Annotated in this window: 18 protein-coding genes; 10 read left to right on the top strand and 8 right to left on the bottom strand. The window is 44.9% G+C overall.

The genetic code is table 11. The features are described from left to right. The first annotated feature begins 158 nt into the window (after window positions 1-158). Complete coding sequence (locus tag PBT90_RS17365) at window positions 159-3,119, top strand: glycoside hydrolase family 3 N-terminal domain-containing protein (protein WP_264807767.1); 2,961 nt, start codon at window positions 159-161, stop codon at window positions 3,117-3,119. Between the two features lie 6 nt (window positions 3,120-3,125). Here the strand turns inward: PBT90_RS17365 and PBT90_RS17360 are convergent, their stop codons facing one another. Continuing rightward, window positions 3,126-4,076 carry a pyridoxal-phosphate dependent enzyme gene (locus PBT90_RS17360; RefSeq protein ID WP_264807766.1) on the bottom strand — a complete coding sequence of 317 codons (951 nt, stop codon included), beginning with the start codon at window positions 4,074-4,076 and terminating at the stop codon, window positions 3,126-3,128. 90 nt (window positions 4,077-4,166) lie between these two features. Between PBT90_RS17360 and PBT90_RS17355 the strand changes: the two genes are divergently transcribed. Further along, on the top strand, window positions 4,167-4,835 hold the full coding sequence (locus PBT90_RS17355; RefSeq protein WP_264807765.1) for a peptidoglycan DD-metalloendopeptidase family protein: 669 nt from the start codon (window positions 4,167-4,169) through the stop codon (window positions 4,833-4,835). On the opposite strand, the gene PBT90_RS17350 is transcribed toward PBT90_RS17355, so the two are convergent. Next, window positions 4,832-5,602 carry a type III pantothenate kinase gene (locus PBT90_RS17350; protein ID WP_264807764.1) on the bottom strand — a complete coding sequence of 257 codons (771 nt, stop codon included), beginning with the start codon at window positions 5,600-5,602 and terminating at the stop codon, window positions 4,832-4,834. The two genes, PBT90_RS17355 and PBT90_RS17350, sit on opposite strands and share 4 nt — an antisense overlap. A gap of 130 nt (window positions 5,603-5,732) precedes the next feature. Here PBT90_RS17350 and PBT90_RS17345 point away from each other — a divergent pair, with 130 nt between their 5' ends. Continuing rightward, complete coding sequence (locus PBT90_RS17345; RefSeq protein ID WP_264807763.1) at window positions 5,733-6,209, top strand: GNAT family N-acetyltransferase; 477 nt, start codon at window positions 5,733-5,735, stop codon at window positions 6,207-6,209. Window positions 6,210-6,379: 170 nt separating this feature from the next. Here the strand turns inward: PBT90_RS17345 and guaB are convergent, their stop codons facing one another. From guaB to PBT90_RS17330, 3 genes are all read right to left on the bottom strand, one after another. Next, window positions 6,380-7,855, bottom strand: a complete 1,476-nt coding sequence (gene guaB, locus PBT90_RS17340; protein WP_264807762.1) for an IMP dehydrogenase — start codon at window positions 7,853-7,855, stop codon at window positions 6,380-6,382. 186 nt (window positions 7,856-8,041) lie between these two features. Then, on the bottom strand, window positions 8,042-9,229 hold the full coding sequence (locus tag PBT90_RS17335) for an RsmB/NOP family class I SAM-dependent RNA methyltransferase (protein ID WP_264811477.1): 1,188 nt from the start codon (window positions 9,227-9,229) through the stop codon (window positions 8,042-8,044). Between the two features lie 54 nt (window positions 9,230-9,283). Next, entirely contained in the window at window positions 9,284-10,081 is a 798-nt protein-coding gene (locus tag PBT90_RS17330; RefSeq protein ID WP_264807761.1) for a hypothetical protein, read from the bottom strand. Between the two features lie 56 nt (window positions 10,082-10,137). Here PBT90_RS17330 and prmC point away from each other — a divergent pair, with 56 nt between their 5' ends. Genes prmC through PBT90_RS17315 form a run of 3 tightly spaced genes read left to right on the top strand, consistent with a single transcriptional unit; the run spans window position 10,138 to window position 11,652 of the window. Beyond that, window positions 10,138-10,977 (top strand): peptide chain release factor N(5)-glutamine methyltransferase, encoded by an 840-nt coding sequence (gene prmC / locus PBT90_RS17325; RefSeq protein WP_264807760.1) that lies wholly within the window; start codon window positions 10,138-10,140, stop codon window positions 10,975-10,977. A 7-nt stretch (window positions 10,978-10,984) separates the two neighbouring features. Beyond that, a complete protein-coding gene (locus PBT90_RS17320) occupies window positions 10,985-11,269 on the top strand; it encodes a hypothetical protein (RefSeq protein ID WP_264807759.1) in 285 nt (94 codons plus the stop codon). Then, complete coding sequence (locus PBT90_RS17315; RefSeq protein WP_270130357.1) at window positions 11,266-11,652, top strand: magnesium citrate secondary transporter; 387 nt, start codon at window positions 11,266-11,268, stop codon at window positions 11,650-11,652. The genes PBT90_RS17320 and PBT90_RS17315 overlap by 4 nt, the downstream gene beginning before the upstream one ends. On the opposite strand, the gene PBT90_RS17310 is transcribed toward PBT90_RS17315, so the two are convergent. Together PBT90_RS17310 and PBT90_RS17305 are read right to left on the bottom strand one after the other, a co-directional pair. Further along, window positions 11,606-12,220, bottom strand: a complete 615-nt coding sequence (locus PBT90_RS17310) for a thiamine pyrophosphokinase (protein WP_264807757.1) — start codon at window positions 12,218-12,220, stop codon at window positions 11,606-11,608. The genes PBT90_RS17315 and PBT90_RS17310 overlap by 47 nt on opposite strands. Beyond that, window positions 12,220-13,209 carry a dipeptidase gene (locus PBT90_RS17305; protein ID WP_270130355.1) on the bottom strand — a complete coding sequence of 330 codons (990 nt, stop codon included), beginning with the start codon at window positions 13,207-13,209 and terminating at the stop codon, window positions 12,220-12,222. Before PBT90_RS17305 ends, PBT90_RS17310 begins: the two co-directional genes overlap by 1 nt. Window positions 13,210-13,331: 122 nt before the next feature. Here PBT90_RS17305 and PBT90_RS17300 point away from each other — a divergent pair, with 122 nt between their 5' ends. From PBT90_RS17300 to PBT90_RS17290, 3 genes are all read left to right on the top strand, one after another. Then, a complete protein-coding gene (locus tag PBT90_RS17300) occupies window positions 13,332-13,844 on the top strand; it encodes a 3-hydroxyanthranilate 3,4-dioxygenase (RefSeq protein WP_270130353.1) in 513 nt (170 codons plus the stop codon). Window positions 13,845-13,917: 73 nt separating this feature from the next. Continuing rightward, a complete protein-coding gene (gene kynU, locus PBT90_RS17295) occupies window positions 13,918-15,195 on the top strand; it encodes a kynureninase (protein WP_270130350.1) in 1,278 nt (425 codons plus the stop codon). Window positions 15,196-15,220: 25 nt separating this feature from the next. Further along, window positions 15,221-16,573: an FAD-dependent oxidoreductase gene (locus PBT90_RS17290; RefSeq protein WP_270130348.1), complete on the top strand. Its 1,353-nt coding sequence runs from the start codon at window positions 15,221-15,223 to the stop codon at window positions 16,571-16,573. Between the two features lie 340 nt (window positions 16,574-16,913). On the opposite strand, the gene PBT90_RS17285 is transcribed toward PBT90_RS17290, so the two are convergent. Continuing rightward, window positions 16,914-17,945, bottom strand: a complete 1,032-nt coding sequence (locus PBT90_RS17285) for a phenylalanine--tRNA ligase subunit alpha (RefSeq protein ID WP_270133192.1) — start codon at window positions 17,943-17,945, stop codon at window positions 16,914-16,916. 208 nt (window positions 17,946-18,153) lie between these two features. Between PBT90_RS17285 and PBT90_RS17280 the strand changes: the two genes are divergently transcribed. Beyond that, on the top strand, window positions 18,154-18,720 hold the full coding sequence (locus PBT90_RS17280; RefSeq protein WP_270130345.1) for a fasciclin domain-containing protein: 567 nt from the start codon (window positions 18,154-18,156) through the stop codon (window positions 18,718-18,720). Window position 18,721 lies beyond the last annotated feature (1 nt).

Raw genomic sequence — 18,721 nt, 5'->3', positions numbered from 1 at the left:
ATGTTGCCTTATCTTTACTAACTTCAATTACTGAAGTCCCTAATTTCACATTGATCGGCTAAGGGGCTACGCAACTGCGTATATTAGTCTAGTCGGTTTACGGAACCGGCCGAGTCACAAATTTATTTTAAAAGTTAAGGATAAAAAATTACCGAGGTATGAGCAGTAGGCTTTGGAGAGTATTAATGATTGGCATAGTAGCCCTTACTTTTTCCTCCGGAAAACTCGATGAATCATTGAAAATAGATGATCCACTGAGTGCTGTAGATGCTATGGACCAGCGCCGCTGGGTGGATTCTGTATTCAATAGCATGACCTTTGACGAGCAGCTGGGGCAGTTGTTTATGGTCGCGGCTTATTCAAACAAGGATCAGCGGCATGTAAATGAAATCAGCGAACTGATCAAATCGGAAAACCTCGGCGGATTGATATTTTTTCAGGGTGGGCCAGACCGTCAGGCCAGACTGACCAATTACTATCAGGCTCAGTCCAAAACCCCGCTGTTCATTGCGATGGATGCGGAGTGGGGCATCAGCATGAGGTTAGACTCCGTACCGGATTTTCCCAAAGCCATGACCTTAGGAGCAGTGCAGGACGAAAAACTCGTGTATGCCATGGGCAAAGAGATGGCCCGGCAATTCAAAGAGCTGGGGATGCATATCAATTTTGCCCCTGTGGTAGATGTGAATTCCAATCCGGACAATCCCGTAATCGGCTACAGAGCATTTGGTGGTGATAGGGAAGTGGTGGCAGAGCATGCCGTGTCTTATATGAAAGGTCTTCAGGATAATGGCGTGATCGCCAATGCGAAACATTTTCCCGGTCATGGAGACACGGAGGCAGACAGTCATTATGCTTTGCCGGTCATCAAGCATCCAGAAAAGCGGATTTGGGACATTGATTTGTACCCCTACCAAGAGCTTTTTAAAGAAGATCTGATGTCCGTGATGGTCGCCCATTTGAATATTCCAAGTTTGGATGATAATGGAAAAACTGCGACTAGTCTTTCCAAAAAAGTAGTGACAGACCTACTTCAAAATAGGATGAATTTTCAAGGGTTGATTTTTACTGATGCCTTGAATATGAAAGGAGTGGCTATCGCAAATGCTCCCGGAGAAGTGGATCTCAAAGCACTATTGGCCGGAAATGATGTGCTGCTGTATTCTCAGGATGTTCCAAAAGCAAAAACCCTGATCAAGACTGCCGTGGCGGATGGGCGCATCAGCAAGCAGGAAATCGGAAGGAGAGTCAAAAAAATTCTTCGGGCAAAATATTGGGCTGGATTAAATGAGTATAAGCCCATAGATACCTACGAACTCATCAAGCGATTAGACACCCCGGAGACCAGAACCATCATTGAGGAGCTGTATGCAGATGCCGTCACAGTGGCTACCAACAAGGGGAACCTGGTACCATTCAGGCATTTGGATTTCACGGATTTTGCCAGCCTGAGTATTGGTGATGAGGGAGAGGTTTTCAAGCAGTATTTGGACAAATACTCCAAGTTTGAGCACTTCACTACCCCTAAAGGAAGCACCGCGAGCGAGCAAAATGCCCTGATGGATAAGCTAGAGGGGTATGATGTAGTGGTGGTAGGCTTGATGGGATTGAATAATAGCCCGAGAAGAAAATTCGGAATATCAGCCAGTGATGTTCAATTGATTAAAAAGTTGTCTTTAAGACAAAAAGTGGTGACGGTACTGTTTGGCAATGCCTATGCAGCGGAGCAGTTGGAAGGTTTGGGAAATGTGGTGATTGCTTACGAAAACAATGATTTTACCCAGAAAATGGTGCCTCAGGTGTTATTTGGAGGAAGAGATGCAGCGGGGATTTTACCGGTCACAGTCAATTCTGACTTTGTAACTGGGGTAGGCGGGTATTTGCCTGCTAATGGACGTTTAGCTTATGGTTCTCCAGAAAGTGTGGGATTAGATAGCGAAACATTGGACAAAATAGATGAGGTGGCGGAGCGAATGATCCGGATTCAAGCCGCGCCGGGCGCTAATGTGCTGGTAGCCAAAAATGGGAAAGTAGTATTTGAGCGGTCTTATGGAAATTTGGAATACAAAACTAGCCCTAAGGTGAACTCCCAAACTGTCTACGACTTGGCTTCGATTACCAAGGTGCTGGCTACTACCCAAGCGGTGATGTTTTTGGCCAGTAGAGGGGAGATAGAGATGAGCAAAACTTTGGGGGATTATCTGCCCGAGCTTAAGGGTACGAATAAAGCCAATATGGTTTTGAGCGATGTGATGGCTCATGAGGCTGGCTTGGTCGCCTTTATTCCCCACTATGCAAAGACAGTTTCTGCAGGACAATGGCGGGGAGATTATTATAAGCCCACCCCAGAGCCTGGTTTTTCCAGACCTGTTTCTAATGATATGTATGGATTGGATGCCTTGAGGGATAGTATTTGGAACTGGACTGTAGCTTCTAAAGTAACTCCTGTCCCGCGTGGAGCCAGCAAGCATAAGTATAGGTATTCTGACCTCACGATGTACTTTATGCAGGCTGTGGTAGAGCGTGTGGTAAATCAGCCCTTAGAGTCCTTTTTGGCCCAGAATTTTTATGAACCGCTGGGCTTGCATACCATGACTTTCAATCCTGCTCAGAAGATGCCATTGGACAATATAGCTCCTACTGAAAATGATGTAGCGTTCCGCAAAAGGCAGGTTCAAGGATTCGTCCATGATCCTGGAGCGGCCATGTATGGTGGTGTGGCTGGACATGCGGGGCTATTTGGCACAGCTAATGACCTGGCTGTGATGATGCAGATGATGTTGAACAAGGGCTATTATGGTGATGTTTCGCTGATCAAACCAGAAACGGTGGAGAAGTTTACCAAGCGACAATCCCGGCAGAGCAGAAGAGGCTGGGGGTGGGACAAGCCTAATGTGGACAAAGGTGACGGAGGTTCAGCGGGAGATCTGGCACCAAAGTCAACATTCGGGCATACCGGATTCACCGGAACCTGTGTATGGGCTGACCCTGAAAATGACCTGATCTACGTATTTTTATCCAATCGTGTATATCCTGATGCCACAAACACCAAGTTACTGAGAGAAGGCATCCGCACAGATATCCATGATATCATTTACGAAGCAATGGGCAAAAAATAGGCTTTCTTAGAAAGGTAATTTTCCCAGGTCCACATTTCCTCCGGATAGAATAATGCCTACTTTTTTGCCTGAAAAGCTATCCTGATCAGCCAGTAGTGCGGCCAAGGGGACAGCACAGGAAGGTTCGATGACGATTTTCATGCGCTCGTATATGAGCCGCATGGCTTCAATGATCTGCGGGTCTGTGGCCAAATGTATAGCTGAAACATGGGTTTTGATCAGCTCAAAATTCAAGAACCCCAGAGAGGTCAATAAGCCATCTGCTATGGTATTTGGGCCGGATTGAGGGATCAGTTTGCCTGCATAAAATGACTGGAAAGCATCATCAGCGCCTTTTGGCTCACATCCAATTACCTCTATGTTTGGGTTGAGGTAGTGAGCAGCTAAGGCAGTACCGCCCAGAAGTCCTCCTCCGCCGACCGGTGCCAAAATAACATCCAAATCTGCTTGCTCTTCGATCAATTCCAAAGCGCAAGTAGCCTGGCCTTCGATCACATCCATGTAGTCGTACGGAGGGATGAAGGTAGCTCCGGTTTTCTTCACTACTTCTTCCAAGGTAGTTTCTCTGGCCTTCAGATTGGGCTCACATTCAATGATCTCACCACCGTATCCTTTCACTGCTTTTTTCTTAATCTCAGGAGCATTTGAGGGCATGACTATGTAAGCGGGTATTCCAGCTACTTTGGCCGCTCTTGCTAGGGCTGCTGCATGATTTCCACTGCTGTGGGTGGCAACTCCCTTGCTTTTTTGTTCATCCGTCATTTTCATCACGGCATTGGCAGCCCCTCTGGCCTTGAAGGCCCCTACCTTCTGGAAGTTTTCACACTTAAAAAAAATCTCACATCCTGCAATCTCATTGATAGCAGTGGAGCTTAGAATAGGAGTGCGATGTACAAAGGGCTGGATGCGTTCATGCGCAGCGCGGATGTCCGCAAGGCTTGGGAAAGATTGGCTCATGGGCTGAAATTAGAAAGAACTGGAGAAAAGTGAATTAGAGATTCCCGAATTTTCTGATTCTTAATGATTGGATAATTTATATTTTCGGGCATGAACTGGAATGCCCATGAATTTTTCCCGATAGTAGGAAAGCCGCTTACCTCAGAAAACACCCTTAAACTTGATTTTAGCTCAACTAATACAGATCTAAAAAGTATTGATCTGCGCAGTACGCAAGCGTTTGACGAATATGTGTTTGGGCAAATCCTATCAGAAGGAAAGACCTTTGGAATAGGAGGATATTTGGAAAATCGTGCCATTTATGCCAGGAGTGAGGTTTTTGCGACCAAAGAATCTGAATATAGAAATATACATTTAGGGATTGATATCTGGGCCAAGGCGGGAACCGAAATTCATGCTCCGCTGGATGGTGAAATCCACAGTTTTCAGGATAATGCTGGTTTTGGGAATTATGGGGCCACGATCATTTTACAGCATGAAGTAGGCGGAAGAAAGCTATTTTCTTTGTATGGCCACCTTTTTCGTCAGGATCTGATAGGGCTACAGCCTGGGCAAAAAGTTCAGGCTGGCGAAGTGTTTTGTGGCATAGGGCCATTTCCGGAGAATGGGGATTGGCCTCCACATCTGCATTTTCAGTTGATGTGGGATTTGCTTGGCAATTCAGGGGATTTTCCAGGGGTCTGTTCGCAGCCTGAGTTGCAGACCTACATGGAAATCTGCCCTGATCCTAATTTAATGCTAAAATGTGAACTGCTTTAATTATTTACTTGTGTGATCAGGCGAAGGCCTGTTAGGGTGAGATTTGGATCTATTTCATCAAAGACGCTTTTCAGGGGAGTAAGAATAGACGCCAATCCTCCAGTAGCAATTACAGTATAGTCTATTTTAGTTTCCAACGCTATACTTTCCAGCATGCCTTTGACCAGCCCGGTGTAGCCATAAAGTACGCCGGCCTGAATGGCCTGAATGGTGTTTTTGCCCAGCGCAGATTCTGGAAGTTTTAGTTCCACTTCAGGTAATTTGGAGGTGTTTAGAAAAAGCGATTTGATGGCAGTTTTCAGACCTGGAACTATGTTTACGCCTATAATTTCCCCATTTTTATTGATCACGGTGAAAGTAAGGGCTGTGCCAAAATCCACCACGATAAGATCGGTTTGCTTTGCGGTATAGGCGGCCGCTGCGTTGCACATCAGGTCGGTTCCGATTTCATCGGGTCGCAGGGTTTTTACTGGTAGCTTCGCAAAGCTTTTGGGCGTGATGAGGTAAGGCTCGGTTCCGAAGAAATTTTGACAGAACTCAATAAGCTGCGGGTTCAACTCTGGAACTACCGAACTCAATCCTACCTGGAGGATGTCCTGAGGACTAATGCCATGTTCTAGAAAATACAATGGGGCTTTCTTTGCCAATTGAGCAGAAAACTTGGCACTGTGCGTTTCCAGCCGAAAATGGTTTTTCCATTGTCCTTTCTCCTCGTCGTAAATGGCAAAAACCACATTGGAATTGCCGGCATCTATGGCTAAAAACATTGAAATTGGTTTTGATTAATACGATTATCCGCTACTTTACCAGTAGGCTGAAATATTTACTTTGCACAGCGGATATTCTATTGATTAATTTAGCTATTCCCAAAAATAAACTCTTTTACGAACAATAATCATGTATAAACTCAGAGAAGGAAAAATTGAAGATCTGCCCAGGGTTCTTGAGCTGGTCAAGGAACTTGCGCTTTACGAAAAAGCTCCTGAGCAGGTCTCCAACACGGTAGAAATGATGGAAAAGGATGGCTTTGGCCCAAATCCGGTCTACGGTTTTTTTGTCTGTGAAAAGGAAAATAGCGGAGAGATCATCGGTATTGCTATTTATTACTACCGGTATAGCACCTGGAAAGGAAAGCGGATTTACCTGGAAGATATAGTGGTGACCGAATCGGAGCGAGGGAATGGTGCCGGCAAGTTGCTGTTTGATCGCGTGATGGCAAAGTCCCTGGAAGAGGGCTGTACAGGCATGATGTGGCAGGTGCTGGACTGGAATGAGCCGGCGATTAATTTCTACAAAAAATATGGCGCATACCTGGAAGCAGGCTGGCTAAACGCCCATCTTCAGGATCATGAGATCAAAGAAATTCTAGCATAAAACTGAATCTTTAAATGGGGGATTGAGGCAACCTTGATAGGTTCTGTTAGGAGTGTGAGCCAAAGGTTGTTTATGAAACTTCGTTGGCAATGCTATGCGATATAGTTTGAGCAAAGCAAAAAAGACCAGGTTTCCCTGGTCTTTTTTATATTGTAAGAAAACTACCTTGTTTATCTCACGCTGTAGTTTGGAGCCTCCCTGGTTACGCTAATGTCATGAGGGTGGGACTCTTTCACTCCCGCTGCGGTGATTTTTACGAATTTGCCGTCTTTCTGAAGCGCCTCTATGGTATTGGTACCACAGTAGCCCATGCCTGCCTGTAGTCCACCTACGAGCTGGTAAAGCACTTCTGATACCAAGCCTTTATAAGGAACCCTTCCTACGATACCTTCAGGGACTAATTTTTTGATATTGTCTTCTGCATCTTGGAAATAACGGTCTTTGGAGCCAGATTCCATCGCTTCCAGGGAACCCATTCCTCGGTAAGATTTGAATTTTCTGCCTTCAAAAATGATCATTTCACCCGGCGCTTCTTCAGTTCCTGCTAAAAGGGATCCTATCATAATGGAGCTTCCACCAGCAGCGATAGCTTTAACCAAATCGCCTGAGTAGCGGATACCCCCATCGGCAATAACAGGCACTCCGCGTTCTTTTAACACTTGAGCGCATTCGAATACTGCAGAAAGCTGGGGAACACCTACGCCGGCAATAATTCTAGTGGTACAGATAGATCCAGGTCCTACGCCTACTTTCACGGCATCTGCTCCGGCATCCGCCAATGCAATAGCTGCTTCCGGTGTGGCAATATTTCCAACGATAACTTCCAGATCTGGGAAAGCATCTTTGATTTTTCTACAGGTTTCGATTACTCCTTTGGAATGTCCGTGTGCCGTATCTATAGACACCACATCCACTCCGGCGTTTTTCAGCGCTTCTACCCGCTCTACAATATCCGCTGTAACGCCTACTGCTGCACCTACTCTTAACCTGCCATATTCATCCTTACAGGCGTTTGGTTTGTCTTTTCTTTTCAGAATATCCTTGTAAGTGATTAGGCCGGACAGCTTGTTGTCCTCATCTACGATCGGTAGCTTTTCTATTTTATATTCCTGCAGAATCTCTTCTGCCTGCTCTAGAGATACTCCCGCTTTGGCTGTGATGAGATTGTCTATGGTCATAATCTCCCGGATCGGGCGATTTTGATCTTTGATGAATCGTAGGTCACGATTGGTAATGATACCTTTTAAGGATTTGTTTTCATCTACTACAGGTATACCACCGATGTGAAATTCCCGCATGATTTTCTCAGCATCCCTTACTTTTGCGTCGATATGAAGAGTAATGGGATCTAAAATCATCCCAGCTTGAGAGCGCTTTACCTTGCGTACCTGGGCAGCTTGCTGCTCGATAGACATGTTTTTGTGTACAAAACCAAGCCCTCCTTCAAGCGCGATTGCAATTGCCAGTTCAGCCTCGGTCACGGTATCCATAGCAGCGGACACCAAGGGGATGTTTAGGCGGATTTTTTTGGTGAGTTGGGTGGAGGTATTCGTGTCGCGTGGAAGGACTTCTGAATAACCTGGGACAAGAAGCACATCGTCATAGGTGAGTGCTTCGTAGAGGAACTTGTCGGAGTTTCGATTCATGGCAAATATTGGTATGAGGTAACCCTATTTGCCCGTCAAAGTTACACACAAAATCCAATGTAAAACCAGTACCCGCCAAAATAAATTTGGGGAGCCCTCTTATTTCTTCTTAAAGCCTGTTTTTCTTTGGGCTATCCGCTAGTCCCTTAGTCAAAAAACATCACTAAGGAACTCGTATACTTGCCTTTACTTTTTTTGTAACCTCGCGATATAAAAGCCATCAAAACCACTTTCATGCGACAGCACTTTTTGATCTTCGATCAATTCAAAGTCTTTTCCCGCTTCGCTTTTTAGAAATCTCTCAATTTGATCTTGATTTTCTGAAGGTAAAATGCTGCAAGTAGCATAGACCATCTGACCTCCGGATTTCAACATGGAAGGGTAGGCCTGAAGAATTTCCTGCTGGGTTTCACGTACTTTCTCTATGGACTCCAGGCTTAGTTTCCATTTGGTGTCTGGGTTTCTTTTTAAGACTCCAAGGCCTGAGCAAGGTACGTCTAGCAGTAGTCGGTCTGCGGATTCTTTGAGTCGTTTGATGGTTTTGGAGTTTTCAATGACCTTACGCTCTATGATGGATACTCCGTCTCTTCGAGCCCGGAGTTTGGTCTGCTGAAGCTTCCATTCTTCCACATCCAATGAAAGTATTTTTCCTTTATTTTCCATTAATGCGGCTAAGTGCAGGGATTTTCCTCCTGCACCTGCGCATGCGTCGATCACTCTCATGCCCGGCTCTACTGCCAAAGCCTCTGCCACGAGCTGGGAAGAGCCGTCCTGAACTTCAAAGAGCCCTTCTTTGAATGCCGGGTGGCGGAAAACGTTTTGGCGCTGGTCTAGGATCAAAGCATCCTTGTACCCTTTGATGATGTGGGTTTTGATCCCGTCTTCTGCTAGCTGATTTCTCAGTTTTTCACGTGTGGTTTTTAGCGTGTTTACCCGGAGAACCACATCTGCCTCTTGGTTTAGACTATGAAGCTCTACTTCCCATTTGTCTCCCAATTCCTTTTCGCCAAGCTCAAAAAGCCAATCCGGAACTGACTCTAGCAGGGCTGGGTCCTCTAGCTCATCGTATTTGGTTTTGAGTTTCTCAGGATTTATTTTCTGAAATTCTTCCCATGGAGGCAAGCTATGTCCCTGCATCAACCAATAGGTGCCAAAAAGATCATAAGGATCCTGACTTGGGCTCAGGTAATTGATCAAACGCCACCATCGGACCATTTCATAGGTGGTTTCTGCTATGAATGAACGGTCTCTTGCTCCCCATTTAGGATTGGATTTCAGTGTTCTTTCGATCACTTTGTCAGCGTATTGACCTTCTTCAAAAATGGCTGCTAACGCGGTGTGGACTCCGCGGATGGTATTGTTGTGTAGCTTCATGGGAAATAAATTCTCCACAAAGGTAGTTTTTCTTTCTGAGTCTGTCAGAATGTACTACCAAAAGGGTTGAAAAACTAATCCCAAACGTATGCCATCACGCTTCACTGCAGAGCCAAAATCCTCCGTAGATCCCATCAGAGGAAAGAAATCATAATAAGTGCCTCCAAATCCCGGGTCAAGCAGCGGGGGTGCATTATCCTGAATCACCCGCCTTCTAAACTCCATGAGATTTGCCCGCAGTTCTACTGCCATCCAAGAAGTGGCCTGGTATGCAAATGCTGCATCTATGCCAAATTTCCAATTGGTTTCTATGATGGGGTTGCTGACTGAGTATGGGCCGGGAATGACTGAAAGACATAAAGCACAGGGATAATAGTCTGGATAAACTTGTATGCTTCCATTTTTGCCTTTTTCACGGATGCCGTAAAGGTTGAAGTTTAGTGAGGTCTTTTTGCCTAGCTTGACGTAGCGGCGGAGGAAAATGCCGAAGCCTTTGAGCTCATTGGATATGGCAGATTCTTCGAGCTTTTCATTATATGCAATGACCGGGTAATTGCCATTTTCATCTGGCTCATTGCTATAAATGGCATAGGAACCGGAGATAGGGTCTATTTTCTCTCTATAGGACAAAAAATTTCCCATTACTCCCAAGCCCCACCGGTCGTTCCACTTATAGCCGATCATGGGTCTGAGGCTACCACTTCGCTCTCTGGTAAAGCTATTGAAATTGGAGGATCGGTTGTCCGTTTGCCAATAACTTCCATCTACTTCCAGCCAAATGCCGGGATTGTTTTGACCATAACTAAGGGCGGTAGTGAAGCTGAATATCAGAATCAGGTAAAGGTATCTCATATTTTGGGGATTGGTTTTGGTAACTTTACGTGCTCCAATCACCAAACGCTACATCTATGCCCTTTCTTCATGAAATTATAAGTTCCTGGTCCTCAGCGCTACTTATCTATGAGCGTCAGGAAGCGGAGTCTCTGATCGGATGGTTGTTTGAGCACCACGTAGGGTTAGGCAGGAGTGCTCTCTACCAGCAGGTAGATGAGAATACTTTGCCGACGGGTCTTTATCAGGATTTTGAACGCTTGAAGACCGGAGAGCCTATCCAATATATTATGGGGAAAGGACCGTTTTACGGTAGGGAATTTAAGGTATCACCTGCGACTTTGATCCCCAGAAATGAAACAGAAGAACTGGTCCACCTGATCATTAAGGAGAATATAAAGTCCGGTTTGAGGATTATGGATATTGGCACAGGGACAGGTTGTATTCCCATTTCACTGGCTTTGGAAATGAACAGTCCAGTAGTTTTTGGCGTGGATGTTTCCCTGGAAGCTTTGGCTATAGCCAATCAGAATGCGGGTGCACTTGGGGCAAAAGTTTCCTTTTCAAAGTGCGACATTCTGTCTGAAATTCCCGCAGAAGATGAGTTGGATATATTGGTCAGCAATCCTCCTTACATCCCCCACAAAGAGAAAGCGGAGATGCATAAAAATGTGCTTGATTATGAACCGGAGCTAGCGCTTTTTGTAAGCGATGAAGATCCATTGGTTTTCTACCGGGAGATTGCTGTCAAAGGCAGGCGATTGCTAAAAAGTGGTGGGTGTTTGTATTTTGAAATCAATGAAAAATATGGAGCCGAGGTAGCGGAATTAATGAGGAAATTGGGATATTCCGAAGTGAGCGTGCTTAAGGATCTGAACGGAAAAGATCGAATAGCTCTAGGGAAGACTTTGAACTAAACGAATTATGAGCCAAAAAAAATGCCCTCAATGTGGGGAATGGTCAGTTTGGACTAATGACTACAGAGATCGCTGTGAGCACTGCGGGGAGTTTTTGTCTCCTGATGAAATGAAAAGAGAGGAGCGAAAGGCGCAGGATCAAGAGCGATACGAAAAGGAGTGGATGTTTTATGTCAATCCTGAGGACAGCGCAATCGTACGTTTTTTTAAGAAATCAGGGAATCTATTTTACACCGTTTTTATGGCCATCATGACCTTTATCATGTGGCTGATAGCTGCTCTGCCGGGATGATGGAATTATTCAAAAATCCCATATTTATTGTTGCTTCCATAGCTTTCTGGGTAAATCAATACCTGGAAAAATCAATGGGGATCTTTATCCCTATCTATCATGCCTATGGAGACGATTTAATGGCGATGCCTGTGGTTTTTGGCATTTGCCTTCAAGTGATGCGATGGTATCATCCATTGGGTAGTCAATTGATTTTTACCCCCAAACAGGTTGTCATCGCATTGGTTTATTTTTCAGTAGTTTTTGAAATCCTCTTGCCTCTGCGCTCAAACACTTATACTGCGGATCCAATTGATGTGCTTTGCTATGCTTTTGGAACTTGGGTCTTTCTGAAATTTATGAATAAACCTGCTCTCCAATCCAAAAGATCCCGGGCGCTTTGATCCTGGTATTTCCCTCAGGGACTTCCAATATCGTTGCATAAGTGATTGGTAGGATCAACTCTCCGTTTTCATTTTGAATTTGAATGGGCATGCCTTCTTTACCATGAATATGGATATTGCATTCTGCAAACCACTTTTTGAATACCCCTGATTTGACAGGGTAATACTTCCAGTCTCCATCCAAAATGGTAAGATTCATCAGATCAAGTTTATCTTGTAGCTCTAGTGCTTTCAGGTGTGAAATTCCCACCAAATGCGCAGCTTTGTGATCAGTAGATCTTAGGTAATCAAGCCCATTTGTCAAGAAATTATTCTCCTCAGTATTTATAAATTTCACGGGATATTGCTCTTCCAGTAAATGTTGATTTTCAGCTTGAAATTCCTCTGTTGCTAATATCACATCGATTTTTATCCCCCAACTCATTACCTGATCTAGGGCAGCTTCAGAAACCAAAACCGTGGGCACCCACTCCAGCAGGGGAGAGATAGTATGGAATGATAGGTTATCCGCGTCCAGAATAAAAACCGCGGGTTCTTGTTGGTCCTTTACAAAGTGATGAGATGACATTAGCTCCAGAGTTTTTTATAGAAGTTAAGCGCGTTTCCATGGGCAAGCTTTTTAAGTTGGGAATCGCCGAGCTCAGACTCTAAATGATCCAGGATGGACGGGTACTTGCTGGCATTTTCTACCAGAGGAAAGTAAAAGGGGATTCGGCTAGGATCGCCAAAATCCTTGGTATAGAAATAATCTGCACCAAAGCAGATGTTGTTTTCTGCTCCTACATGAAACCCATGTAAAATATGATCAAAAATCCGCTCTGGAACTTCTGTGTCCAGAAAAGCGCGGAGGAAATTAACCCCGATAATACCTTCTCTATGGATGATTTCCTTGGCAAATTCATCGGTAAGATTTCTTCTGTGATTCCAAACCGCCCGGAAATTGGAATGGCTGGCGATCACGGGTACATCCAGCCCGGCCTGAGAAATATGGGATAAAATACCTTCGGCCAATAGGTCTGAAGTATGGGAGAGGTCTATTGGGATTTTCTTGCCGGACATGTAGTCAAGTAGCCTTTTCCCGTCGTCTTTTAGCCCTATGCCATCGGTGTAATTGCCCCCGCCAAATCTATTTTCTGTATGATGAGTTAGGCCGATGTAGGCGATTCGTTTTACTTTGGCAAGCAAACTGTCGAACTGATCTGTGACTTCTTTCCAGGTGGCAGATTCAGAGCCTATTCCGGCTGCATTTTCCACAGCAGCTAGGATCCCGATTCGATTTTGCTTATCCCAATCTGTAAAAAATGCTGTGTTTGCTGCTGCAAGTTCACGCTCTTTGTGGGCCAGTAAGGACTCGAAAATATCCGCTTGCCTACTCGCCAGCGCCATACTTTCGGGTTTCACATCGGTGTAAATAGCCAGGACCTGGGTTCGAACTCCGCCTGCTATCAGCCAGGGGATAGCGCAGGCAATATCATCTTTGGAAAAAGCGTCAGCATCTGGGACTTTGGCTAAATAAGAAAGTAAGTCGCAGTGCATATCGAAAATGGGGATACGCATGGTATTTGGGTTTGAAGCAAAGTAAATCAAAAAAGCGTATGATTTTTAATACTTTTAGGATGGAATCCGGTATTCCTACAAGGATGGACTAAATTTGCATTTTCAACAGAAAAAAACTCGCCATGGCTATAGCATCACCTTTCAATTTTCAAAAATGGATAGACGAAAACAGACATTTACTCAAACCTCCTGTAGGTAATAAACAGGTCTATCTGGAGAATGAAGACTTTATCATCATGGTAGTAGGCGGTCCCAATTCCCGAAAGGATTACCATTACAACGAAGGAGAGGAGTTTTTCTACCAGATAGAAGGAGATATCGTGCTGAAAATCATCGAAGAAGGCAAACCAAAAGATGTGCATATCCGTGAAGGAGAGATTTTTCTATTGCCCCCAAAGGTTCCGCATTCTCCACGAAGACCCGCCAATACCATCGGGCTGGTAATCGAGCGCTACAGACAGGAAGGTGAGCAGGACGGTTTTATTTGGCACTGTGAGCAGTGTGGGGAAAAGCTCTACGAGGAGTATGCGGTAGTGACTGATATTGTAAATCAACTACCTCCGATCATGGAGAGATTCTGGAGCAATCCAGCCAACACTACCTGCAAAAACTGCGGAACTGTGATGACAAAATAATGGCTAGAGCAGTTAGCCTAGCTAAGTCGTACGACAGCTTGCAATAATTAGTTAAACCCAGATATTTTACTCCATGAACTATCAATATTCCGCCCAGTTCGCAGCAGAAATGGACGCAAAGGATCCATTAGCCAGATTTCGAGATCAATTTCTTTTTCCCAAAGTCCAGGGCAAGCAGGCTATTTACTTTTGCGGAAATTCCCTGGGCCTACAGCCGAAATCAGTGAAAAACTACCTGACTCAGGAGTTGGACAATTGGGCGAATCTGGGAGTGGACGGGCATTTTCATGGGGAAGATGCCTGGTATTATGCCCGGAAAAAATCCAAGCCTGCCTTGGCTGAAATAGTTGGCGCCCAGGAGCACGAAGTGGTAGCCATGAACAATCTTTCAGTAAACTTACATTTGCTGATGGTTTCCTTCTACCAGCCTACTGCCGAGCGTTATAAGATTATAGTCGAAGCGGGTGCCTTCCCTTCGGATCAGTATATGCTGGAAACCCAAGTGAAATTTCACGGCTTTGATCCAGAAAAAGCCATCATAGAATTAACGCCACGGGAGGGTGAACATACCCTGCGCACGGAGGATATTTTGGCAGAAATCAAAGAACAGGGTGATGCACTGGCGCTGGTCAATATGGCTGGTCTGCAGTATTATTCCGGGCAGGTTTTTGACATGAAAGCCATTACATCGGCAGCCCATGCAGTAGGCGCTTATGCTGGTTTTGATCTGGCTCATGCAGTGGGAAATGCTGTTTTGGATCTTCACGATTGGGGAGTGGACTTTGCCACCTGGTGTAGCTACAAGTACCTAAATTCCGGACCGGGAAACGTTTCGGGGATATTTGTGCACGAGCGATTTGCGGAGCGTCCGGACCTGCCCAGGTTTGCTGGATGGTGGGGACATGACGAGGGGCAGCGTTTTTTGATGGAAAAGGGTTTTGCGCCTATGTATGGTGCGGACGGTTGGCAATTGTCAAACTCAGATGTGCTGGGATTGGCGGCGCACCAGGCATCTTTGGATATTTTCCAAGAGGCCGGGATGAAAAATTTGCGGCAAAAGAGTGAAGTACTTACCGGGTATCTTGAGTTTCTGATTGAGGAAATCAGCGGAGAATCAGGAGTTTTGGAAATTATTACCCCAAAAGACCCTGCGCAAAGAGGCTGTCAGTTATCTTTGCACATTCATCGTGGAGGCAAGGACGTCTTTGATGAATGGTATAATCATGGAGTAGTAGGGGACTGGCGCAACCCAAATGTGATTCGTCTGGCACCCACTCCACTTTACAATAGCTTCATGGATGTGTTCCGCTTTGCAGAGATTTTGGAACATTCCCTAAAGAAATTCGCTTAATGGAAGCGTGGATAAAACAATCCAAATGAAAAAGAATGAAATCACCATCCTAGGGGCCGGGTTGATCGGTACTTTGATGGCTATATATCTCAAGCGCCAGGGGCTGGATGTCAATGTGTATGATAAGCGTCCGGATAAGCGTAAAACTCCTTATGATGAAGGAGGGCGTTCGATTAACATGGCTCTGAGCTATAGAGGCTGGAAAAGTCTGGAGGAAGTGGGCTTGAAAGATAAAGTGATGCCACTGGCGATTCCCATGTACGGGCGCAAGATCCATGACGAACATGGGGGTACTACCTTTATATCCTATGGTAAAGAGGAGCAGGCGATTTATTCTCTTTCCCGCGGCAAATTCAATCAGTTGCTAGCTGAGGAGGGAGAAAGTCTAGGAGCCAATTATTTCTTTGAACATAAGTGTGAGGAAGTAGATTTCAGAAATCAGGAGATCACCTTTCAGACTCCTTCAGGGGTTAAAAAGATGGAGGCTCCTGTGATCCTAGGTGCAGATGGGGCTTATTCCTCTCTGAGGATGGCGATGCAAAAACAAATCCGATTTAACTACAAGCAGGAATACATCACCCATGAGTATAAGGAACTGACGATTCCAGCGACTCCAGAAGGGGAGTTTGCCATGGATCCTAATGCATTGCATATTTGGCCCAGAGGCAAGTTCATGCTGATTGCCTTGCCTAATCCGGACAAATCTTTCACCTGTACACTGTTTTTGCCCAATACCGGAACTAAGGTTTGTTTTGATAAAATCAATGATGAGCATGACTTAGAGATTGTGTTCAAAAGCTATTTTGACGACGCTTATCAGATGATGCCGAACCTAAAGAAGGAGTTTTTCAGTAACCCTACTTCGGCTCTGATCAATGTGGAATGCTTTCCATGGGTACAAGGCAATAGCTTGCTGATCGGAGATGCCAGCCATGCCATGGTGCCCTTCTATGGGCAGGGTATGAACTGTGGGTTTGAAGATTGCTCTATTTTAAATGCACTGATCGATAAGTATGGTCATAATTCATGGGATTTGGTATTTGCCAAGTTCCAGAAAAAGCGCAAAATAGATACGGATGCCATTTGTCAGCTGGCGATGGAAAACTTCGTGGAAATGCGGGACTCGGTATCCGATCCCAAGTTTAATATCCGAAAAAAGATCGAAGCCAAATTATACGAGCTGTATCCTAATGACTGGATTCCTTTATACTCCATGGTGACATTTACTGATATGAGATACTCAGAAGCCTATGCTCAGGGCAAACTTCAGGAAGGGATAATGGATAGAGTGATGGCGGATCCACTGATCACTGAAAACTGGGATAAGCTCGATTATGAGGATATTATTTACAAAATGGAAACAGCAAAAGCGGTCTAATCAGATCGCTTTTTTTGTATTTAACCACGGAGCGCACAGAGGTTTCGCAGAGGTCACTGTTTTCCTATTTTAAATTCTGGGAGGAATTGCGCTAGGAAGGCACTGAAATAATTTAGTAGATGAACCTAGATTGCTGCGGTATCCTGACTGCTTATTACTCAGCATGGTCTTGCTATGAGAGGGGTTACTATACTGTTTAACCTCGTCGATTGAATAAAAACAACCTGATTCTGGAGAAGCAGTACAACAAAAAACTCTACTTGCGTCCTCCGCGGAACCTCCGTGCTCTCAGTGGTTTAACAAATGACATAAGAAGGCGCTGATTACTCAAGGTCTTTGATTATTGTAAAAGAGGCTTAAACTGCCTCAGGAACCTCACATCATTCTCTGTGAACAATCGAAGATCTTTGATCTGGTATTTCAACATGGCGATTCGCTCAATGCCCATTCCAAAGGCAAAGCCAGTATATTTCTTGGAATCAATCCCACAGTTGTCCAGCACATTCGGGTCTACCATACCGGATCCTCCGATCTCTACCCAGCCGCTGCCTTTGCAGACATTACATCCCTTGCCACCACAGATCAAGCAAGTGATATCAATCTCTGCGCTTGGCTCTGTAAAAGGGAAATAGGAAGGTCTGAATCGGACCTTGGTTTCCTTGCCAAACATCTCTTTTGCAAAGTGATAGAGTGTGTTTTTCAAATCAGCGAAACCTACATTCTCATCCACATAAAGCCCCTCCACTTGGTGGAAAATACAATGTGCACGGGTCGAGATGGCCTCATTTCTATACACTCTTCCTGGTGAAAGCGTTCGGATCGGCGGTTTCTGGTTTTCCATCACACGTACCTGTACCGAAGAAGTGTGTGTTCTCAGTGCGATATCCGGATTTTTCTCAATGAAAAATGTGTCCTGCATCTCGCGGGCAGGGTGATTTTCAGGGAAATTCAGGGCGGTGAAGTTATGCCAGTCATCTTCTATCTCAGGCCCTTCCGAAAGGTTGAACCCTATGCGTTCGAAAATATCAATAATTCGCTGACGGGTGGCTGTCAGGGGATGGATGCCTCCCAGGCTATGATTGGAAGGTGGCAAAGTCAAGTCCATATCCGCAGATTTGGATTTCTTATTGGCCTGGCTTACTTTTTCTATCAGCTCCTGAAATTTCTCTTCAGCCAGTTGCTTGACTGCATTTACAAGCTGCCCAAAAGATTTTTTCTCCTCGTTTGGAATATTACGCATATCTGCGAAAAGTGCTCCGACCACAGATTTTTTGGAAATGTATTCCATTCTGTAGGCTTCGAGTTCTTCCTGAGTATTGGCGTCTGCTGCGGCAATGGCAGCTTTGATAGCTTCGATTTTCTCCTGATACATCACTTCGGGGTTATTCAAGCCACAAAGCTAATGGTTTTGAAGTTTTTTGGGTAGAAAAGACATATGGAATACACTAATCAGGATTTATCGGGTAGCATGTTCGGCTTGGGATTGAACCTTTTTTCTCAGGGAGTCAATCCATCTGAGCTAGGCTGCTCGTAATTCACATCAAATAAGCAACCTAAAAAATCATCAAACTAACAAGATTATGAAAATTGAAAACTTCTTCAAATTAGCTCTTGCAGCCTTTATTTTTCTTTCTGCAAACACGGTGAATGCACAAATGGAAAAAACAAAACTGGTAGGTGGAGCAGAAATGTATCCTTCTAAAAATATCGTGGCAAATGCAGTGAATTCTGCTGATCACACCACGTTGGTAGCAGCAGTAAAAGCAGCCGGTTTGGTAGAGACTCTTCAAGGAGCTGGCCCATTCACCGTATTTGCTCCTGATAATATGGCTTTCGAAAAACTTCCAAAAGGTACTGTAGAGACGCTTTTGAAGCCAGGAAACAAAGGGCAATTGCAAGCGGTGCTTACTTACCACGTGGTAGCCGGTAAAATGGGTTCCAAAGAAATCGCTGCTGCGATCAAAAAAGGAGATGGTAAAGCTGTGCTCACTACAGTTCAAGGCGGAAAATTAACTGCCTGGATGAAAGGTAAAGACCTTTATATCACTGACGAAAACGGTGGAGAATCCAAAGTAACGATTGCGGATGTATGGCAATCCAATGGGGTGATTCACTCTGTAGATACCGTGGTTCTACCTAAAATGTAAT

The organism is Algoriphagus sp. TR-M9, from assembly GCF_027594545.1.
In the GTDB taxonomy this organism is placed as follows: domain Bacteria; phylum Bacteroidota; class Bacteroidia; order Cytophagales; family Cyclobacteriaceae; genus Algoriphagus; species Algoriphagus halophytocola.
The sequence above is the reverse complement of the archived record's forward strand: the minus strand, read 5'-3'. Positions and strand labels throughout refer to the sequence as shown.

Excerpts from the sequence above, each read along its gene's own strand:
- PBT90_RS17365 (WP_264807767.1), top strand. The coding sequence starts at position 159 with ATGAGCAGTAGGCTTTGGAGAGTATTAATGATTGGCATAGTAGCCCTT.
- PBT90_RS17360 (WP_264807766.1), bottom strand. The coding sequence starts at position 4,076 with ATGAGCCAATCTTTCCCAAGCCTTGCGGACATCCGCGCTGCGCATGAA.
- PBT90_RS17355 (WP_264807765.1), top strand. The coding sequence starts at position 4,167 with ATGAACTGGAATGCCCATGAATTTTTCCCGATAGTAGGAAAGCCGCTT.
- PBT90_RS17350 (WP_264807764.1), bottom strand. The coding sequence starts at position 5,602 with ATGTTTTTAGCCATAGATGCCGGCAATTCCAATGTGGTTTTTGCCATT.
- PBT90_RS17345 (WP_264807763.1), top strand. The coding sequence starts at position 5,733 with ATGTATAAACTCAGAGAAGGAAAAATTGAAGATCTGCCCAGGGTTCTT.
- guaB (WP_264807762.1), bottom strand. The coding sequence starts at position 7,855 with ATGAATCGAAACTCCGACAAGTTCCTCTACGAAGCACTCACCTATGAC.
- PBT90_RS17335 (WP_264811477.1), bottom strand. The coding sequence starts at position 9,229 with ATGAAGCTACACAACAATACCATCCGCGGAGTCCACACCGCGTTAGCA.
- PBT90_RS17330 (WP_264807761.1), bottom strand. The coding sequence starts at position 10,081 with ATGAGATACCTTTACCTGATTCTGATATTCAGCTTCACTACCGCCCTT.
- prmC (WP_264807760.1), top strand. The coding sequence starts at position 10,138 with ATGCCCTTTCTTCATGAAATTATAAGTTCCTGGTCCTCAGCGCTACTT.
- PBT90_RS17320 (WP_264807759.1), top strand. The coding sequence starts at position 10,985 with ATGAGCCAAAAAAAATGCCCTCAATGTGGGGAATGGTCAGTTTGGACT.
- PBT90_RS17315 (WP_270130357.1), top strand. The coding sequence starts at position 11,266 with ATGATGGAATTATTCAAAAATCCCATATTTATTGTTGCTTCCATAGCT.
- PBT90_RS17310 (WP_264807757.1), bottom strand. The coding sequence starts at position 12,220 with ATGTCATCTCATCACTTTGTAAAGGACCAACAAGAACCCGCGGTTTTT.
- PBT90_RS17305 (WP_270130355.1), bottom strand. The coding sequence starts at position 13,209 with ATGCGTATCCCCATTTTCGATATGCACTGCGACTTACTTTCTTATTTA.
- PBT90_RS17300 (WP_270130353.1), top strand. The coding sequence starts at position 13,332 with ATGGCTATAGCATCACCTTTCAATTTTCAAAAATGGATAGACGAAAAC.
- kynU (WP_270130350.1), top strand. The coding sequence starts at position 13,918 with ATGAACTATCAATATTCCGCCCAGTTCGCAGCAGAAATGGACGCAAAG.
- PBT90_RS17290 (WP_270130348.1), top strand. The coding sequence starts at position 15,221 with ATGAAAAAGAATGAAATCACCATCCTAGGGGCCGGGTTGATCGGTACT.
- PBT90_RS17285 (WP_270133192.1), bottom strand. The coding sequence starts at position 17,945 with ATGTATCAGGAGAAAATCGAAGCTATCAAAGCTGCCATTGCCGCAGCA.
- PBT90_RS17280 (WP_270130345.1), top strand. The coding sequence starts at position 18,154 with ATGAAAATTGAAAACTTCTTCAAATTAGCTCTTGCAGCCTTTATTTTT.